Source organism: Gemmobacter nectariphilus DSM 15620 (assembly GCF_000429765.1).
In the GTDB taxonomy this organism is placed as follows: domain Bacteria; phylum Pseudomonadota; class Alphaproteobacteria; order Rhodobacterales; family Rhodobacteraceae; genus Wagnerdoeblera; species Wagnerdoeblera nectariphila.
Map to the genome: position 1 here is coordinate 1 of NZ_AUCM01000047.1, position 3,079 is coordinate 3,079.

Annotated in this window: 5 protein-coding genes; all 5 read left to right on the plus strand. The window is 71.5% G+C overall.

Annotated features, from left to right (window positions below; all coding sequences use genetic code 11):
- A partial coding sequence (locus G481_RS24595) for a hypothetical protein (protein WP_035026743.1) occupies nucleotides 1-246 on the plus strand: 246 nt, incomplete at its 5' end.
- Nucleotides 247-259: 13 nt separating this feature from the next.
- Entirely contained in the window at nucleotides 260-616 is a 357-nt protein-coding gene (locus G481_RS0118495) for a hypothetical protein (protein ID WP_028031306.1), read from the plus strand.
- Between the two features lie 35 nt (nucleotides 617-651).
- Entirely contained in the window at nucleotides 652-1,134 is a 483-nt protein-coding gene (locus G481_RS0118500) for a hypothetical protein (RefSeq protein ID WP_028031307.1), read from the plus strand.
- A 104-nt stretch (nucleotides 1,135-1,238) separates the two neighbouring features.
- Entirely contained in the window at nucleotides 1,239-2,096 is an 858-nt protein-coding gene (locus G481_RS0118505; protein ID WP_028031308.1) for an ATP-binding protein, read from the plus strand.
- Nucleotides 2,097-2,118: 22 nt separating this feature from the next.
- Nucleotides 2,119-2,895: a hypothetical protein gene (locus tag G481_RS0118510; protein ID WP_028031309.1), complete on the plus strand. Its 777-nt coding sequence runs from the start codon at nucleotides 2,119-2,121 to the stop codon at nucleotides 2,893-2,895.
- Nucleotides 2,896-3,079: the final 184 nt, after the last annotated feature.

A 3,079-nucleotide genomic window follows, 5' to 3' on the forward strand; every position in this document is an offset into this window, starting at 1 on the left:
TGGCACGGCCAGGATCGTTGCGCCGCGGCGGACGTCGTGACCCGCCACGATCTCGCCCGGGCGCTCGCCGACCTGCCAGAGGATGTCCGCGGGCTCTGCACGGCACTCGGCACCTGTGCCGTCGCCGATCTGATCGGCCGCGACGGCATCTCTCGCTCCGCCCTCTACCGCCGCCTCGCACGCCTCCGGCTCGAGCTCGCCATGCGCGGGCTCGGGGGGCGGTGGGACGGTTCGGAAGCGGCGTGAGTAGAGGGAGGACATGGAGATGCTCGTCATGCCCCCCACCGCTTTCACCCCGGCGCGGCCCCGGCCGCTGACCGACATCGAGTTCTGCGCCTGGATCGGACAGGCGATGCCCGGCGACCGGCTGGAATACCACCGCGGGTTCCTCGGAATCGACACGACGGCCGTGATCTCGACGCTGGCGGAACCGGACCGCCGCAGGCTGGCCGCGCTGGCGAGCGCCGGGTACCGGGCCTTCGAGGCGGGCCTCGTCCACCTCGTCCAGGTGCGGCTCGGCCCGGACCGCTTCGCGTATCTCGCCTTCGCCCGGACCAGGCCGCGCCGCACGCCCGTGCCGCTCGCCCGCCTCATCGAAGACGCAGAGGCCGCCTGATGGCCCTGCCATTCCCCTCCAATGGAGACCCCGCCATGCCGCACCCCGACAATGCCCCTCGCTTCGACGATCTCGAAGGTCTCGCCCTCGGCGACATCGCGGCGCTGCCGCCCGAAATGCTTCTGGATTTGCAGACGACGGCGCTCGCCGAGACCGCCCGCGTGAAGCGGCTGCGGGACCGGCTCGAGGCAGGAATTGCGCAGCGCTACGAGGCCGCCGCCGCGGCCGAGCGGGCCGCGCAGGGCAAGACCAGCGGCACCGTGCGGGTCGAGGACGAGGGCGTCGTCATCGTCGCCGACCTGCCGAAGAAGGTCTCCTGGGATCAAGACCGCCTCGCCGCGATGGCCGAGCGCATCCGCGCCGCCGGCGACGATCCGACCGAGTATCTCGAGATCGCCTACCGCGTGCCCGAGCGGCGCTTCGGCGCCTGGCCCGCGGCGATGCGCGAGGGCTTCGCGGACGCGCGCAGCGAGACCACCGGCAAACCTGTCTTCCGGCTCGAGTCTCGAGACCGGTGACGCGCGGCGGCGGGACGCCCGGTCGGCAACGCCGGGCAGGTTCCCCTTCGGCACCCGGTCACCCCCGCCGCCGCGCACCCTGAACGCAACTCCCGGAGAACCCCATGGCCTTCCGCATCATCACCGCCGACGAACGGCTCTCGGCCGCCGAGAACAAGACCTCGCTCGCCATCTTCGGCCCGCCCGGCGTCGGCAAGACGACGCTCCTGAAGACGCTGCCCGCCGAGGAGACCGTCTGCCTCGACCTCGAGGCCGGGATGAAATCGGTGCAGGACTGGCGCGGGGACTCGATCCCGGTGCGCAGCTTCACCGACTTCCGCGACCTCGTAGTGCTGATCGGCGGGCACGACCCGGCGCAGCACCCGCAGTCCTGGTACGGCGCCGAGTATCACGCCTGGCTCCAGCAGCAGTACCTCGGGACGGGGATCGAGGACTTCCTCGCCCGGAAACGGATCGTCTTCGTCGACTCGATCACCGACCTGACGCGGCAGGCCATGGCCTATGCCCGCCAGCAGCCCGAGGCCTTCTCCGAGCGGACCGGCAAGCCCGATGTCCGCGGCGCCTACGGACTGCTCGGCCGGGAGGTGATCCAGGCGCTGAAGCACCTCCAGCATGCCCGCGGCAAGACGGTGATCTTCGTCGGCGTACTCGAGAAGGTCACCGACGAGTTCGGCACGATCACGTGGCAGCCGCAGATGGAGGGCACGAAGGCCGGGCGCGAATTGCCGGGCATCGTCGATCAGGTCGTCTCCATGCAGCTCTTCGGCCGCGACGCCAAGGGCGACTGGGCCCTCGACGAGACCTCCGCCGAGCGTCGCCTCGTCTGCCGCTCCGGCAACCCCTGGGGCCTTCCCGCCAAGGACCGCTCCGGCCGGCTCGACACCACCGAGCCGCCCGATCTCGGCGCGCTGATCGCGAAGATCGATGGCCGCGCCCCCGCTCACCCCGCCACCCCTTCCTGATCCAGACGCAAAGGACAGACCCATGAGCTACGATCTCAACGACGCCCAGCCGCAGATGGCCCCCATCGGCGAGCTGATTCCCGACGGCACCTTCGCCAAGGTCCGCCTGACCGTGCGCCCCGGCGGCGTGGACGGCGCCACCCCGATGGACGCGAAGCTCCTGAAGGCCTCGCAGTCGAGCGACGCGAAGATGCTGGACTGCGAGTTCACCATCCTCGAGGGGCCGCATGCCCGGCGGAAGTTCTGGCAGAGCTTCACCGTGGCGGGCGGCAAGGTCGATGAGAAGGGCCAGTCGATCGGCTGGAAGATCTCCAAGTCCACCTTTCGGGCGATGGTCGACAGCGCTCTCGGGCTCGATCCCAGGGATGAGAGCCCCGACGCCAAGGCCAAGCGGGTGCTGCCCGGGCTCAAGCATCTCGACGGCATCGTCTTCGCCGCGCGGATCATGGTGGAGCCCGCCTCCAACCCCCAGTACCGCGACCAGAACCGGATCGCGAACGTCGTTCTGCCCGACGAGCCGCAGCACGCACCGATCATGCGTGGCGAAACCGTGCCCCCGGAGCCCGTCAATGCGCCGCCACGGAAAACCACGAGCGCGCCGGCGCCGGGCTGGCAGGCGCCCACGCCGGCATGGGGTGCGCAACCGCAAGCGCCGTCTGCGGCTCCCGCCTGGGGCGCGCAGGAACCGGCGCCGCAGCAGCCCCCGCAGCAACCGCCCGCCCAGCAGCCGCCGGCGTCCCCGCCGTCCGCGCCGGGCGGAGCGACGGCAACCGGCATGCCCGCCTGGCTCAATGGCTGAGGTGCGGTCGGCAGCACGGCGGCGGAGGTCCGAACGGCCTTCGCCCCCGCCCGAGGCCCGGCGCGATCCTGCCGGGCCGATGACCCCGGATGAATGGCAGGCGCTCGTGACGCGCGAAGCGGCGCTGGAGATCGGACGATGGCTCGAGGCCCGAGGAAGACTGCACGCCCCCATCGCAAGCCTC

Excerpts from the sequence above, each read along its gene's own strand:
- G481_RS0118500 (WP_028031307.1), top strand. The coding sequence starts at position 652 with ATGCCGCACCCCGACAATGCCCCTCGCTTCGACGATCTCGAAGGTCTC.
- G481_RS0118510 (WP_028031309.1), top strand. The coding sequence starts at position 2,119 with ATGAGCTACGATCTCAACGACGCCCAGCCGCAGATGGCCCCCATCGGC.
- G481_RS0118495 (WP_028031306.1), top strand. The coding sequence starts at position 260 with ATGGAGATGCTCGTCATGCCCCCCACCGCTTTCACCCCGGCGCGGCCC.
- G481_RS0118505 (WP_028031308.1), top strand. The coding sequence starts at position 1,239 with ATGGCCTTCCGCATCATCACCGCCGACGAACGGCTCTCGGCCGCCGAG.